Origin of the sequence: Spirochaeta isovalerica, from assembly GCF_014207565.1 — a bacterium.
Taxonomy (GTDB): Bacteria; Spirochaetota; Spirochaetia; order DSM-2461; family DSM-2461; genus Spirochaeta_F; species Spirochaeta_F isovalerica.
In genome coordinates this window covers 1-2106 of the sequence record NZ_JACHGJ010000024.1, presented here as the reverse complement: position 1 = coordinate 2106, position 2106 = coordinate 1, and the positions used below count along the sequence as shown (strand labels likewise).

Genomic DNA, 2106 nt, shown 5'->3' with positions numbered 1-2106 from the left:
GTTGAGATACCGGTGAAGATTGCCACCCATTCCGGATGAAAGTTGCCGCCTCATAGGCTTCATGCAACCTGTTAATTTTTCTTACCTCAAGTGGCAACTTTCCGTCAAGGTTTTCTTCTCATTTTACCCCTTACAGAGTCACCATCCAGATCAATTCTGAAGGAATCATAGACAATCCGATCCATAATGGCATCGGCGATGGTGGATTCTCCAATTACTCCATGCCATGAACAGACCGGGAGCTGAGAGACGATTATTGTTGATTTTCTGCCATGCCGGTCCTCCAGTATATCGAGTAATTCCAAGCGCTTTTCCTGATTGAACGGAGACAGTCCGAAGTCCTCGAGAATGAGCAAATCAGCCCTGTAGATTTTGGCAAGTTCTTTCAGATATTTCCCTTCCTTTTTTCCTACACTCAGCTGCTGAAACAGTCGACTGGTAAGGCTGTACACAGTCCGGTATCCAAGGCTGCACGCCTGATGTCCCAGGGCGCTGGCGATAAAACTCTTGCCGACACCTGTCGGTCCAGTGACGAGAATGTCTTTACCCTGTTTGATCCAGTTGCAGTCCACGAGTCTCAAAATCAGATTCTTATCGAGGTGCCGATCCAGTTCATAATCCAGTTCCTCGACTGATGCCTGATAGCGAAAACCGGCAGCTTTCATTAACCTCTCCTGCTTCCGCAAGGTTCGGTCTTCCCATTCTGTGTCGACCAGCTGAGTAAGAAGCTCATCGATGGTAAACTTCTCATTCATACCGGTCTCCAGAATATTCTGGAAGGCTCTTGCCATTCCGTAGAGTTTCATTTCACTCATTTTTGCCATTGTGGCCTGATTGTTGTTCATTATCTTTTCTCCTATCGGTAGTACTGTGCGCCGCGTATATTCTGATGATCTGCTGGAATCAGGGTGAGCTGGCTCTCATCAGCTGCTGATTCCATGGCAATCTGAATCCTTTCCGCCTCTTCAGCTATGCTCTTGAAACCAATCCAGTCCATGTTCCAAGCACTTCTGCATGCCTGGTTGACGACTGAAAGTGGGTATTTGTTGGTCAGATTCAGGATTCCCATACAAGTCCTGTATGCCTGCTCTGGATGTGGTTTGGAATCGAGCAGATAGTTTACGACACGGAGAGTATCCTCTCCGACATTACCTCCCCACCAGCGGAATTTCTCCGGACTCCATTCCTTGAAAAAACGGTGTTTTGCCGGCATATGCTCTGTTTTGGTCGTATATCCGCCGCGACGGCGATCCCTTCGGTGCTGCCAGATTCTTATGTTATCGTGATACAGAGCCACGTTTCTGTCGTCATAGATTACCCGAACTTTCTTCCCCTTCAGCAGATACGGAGCACTGTAGTAATGTCCGTCCTCTTTGAGGTAGAAATGGTAATTGAATCCAACTAAGGTGTTGTCTTGGAAGTATTTCAGAGGATATCTCTCGGCAGGCAGTGACCTTAGTTCGCGTCTTTCGACCTCTTCGAAAAGTTCAATTCGGGAAACGGTCATCTTAGTCAGCTTTTTCTCATTGAGCTTCTTCAGCTCTCGCCACATAGCCCTGTTCAGATTTTCTGTGGAATGGAATATCTCATTTCTCAAAGGGGCAATGATCCGTCGGTAGCATATTTTGACGGCATTCTCCACATGGGCTTTGTCTTGGGGTTTCCCAGATCGCGCAGGAAGAATTGCGGTATTGTAGTAATCTGCAAAGTCCTCCAGCAGAGGATTGATCTCCGGCTCATAGAAGTTGGCCTTCACGACTGCTGATTTGAGGTTATCGGGTACAATGGCAGCGGTGACACCGCCGAAAAACCGGATCGCTCTCTCCAGGGAGCGGATGAATGACTCCTTGGTCTGATCATCCGTCGCTTCGATGTAGATCAGCTGACTGGCTGGCAGAATGGCAACAAAAAGCTCTTTCGATACAACTTCACCGGTAATCGGATCGACAATATCTCTCTTCTTCCCGGCATAATCTACAAACATCTTGTCTCCGGCCTTATGGTCCATATGCATGTAAACATCGCCGTCTTCCCGCCATTGCTGAAAGTGATAGCAGAACTGGGTGTATTTGAGTCCGTCAGGAACTTCCAGTAAGTACTCTTCCC

General features: G+C 47.7%; 2 protein-coding genes. Both read right to left on the bottom strand.

The features are described from left to right. Positions 1-104 precede the first annotated feature (104 nt). Entirely contained in the window at positions 105-845 is a 741-nt protein-coding gene (istB, locus tag HNR50_RS22055) for an IS21-like element helper ATPase IstB (RefSeq protein ID WP_184748978.1), read from the bottom strand. 11 nt (positions 846-856) lie between these two features. Beyond that, positions 857-2106: IS21 family transposase (gene istA, locus HNR50_RS22050; RefSeq protein WP_184748977.1), on the bottom strand; the 1250-nt coding region annotated here is incomplete at its 5' end.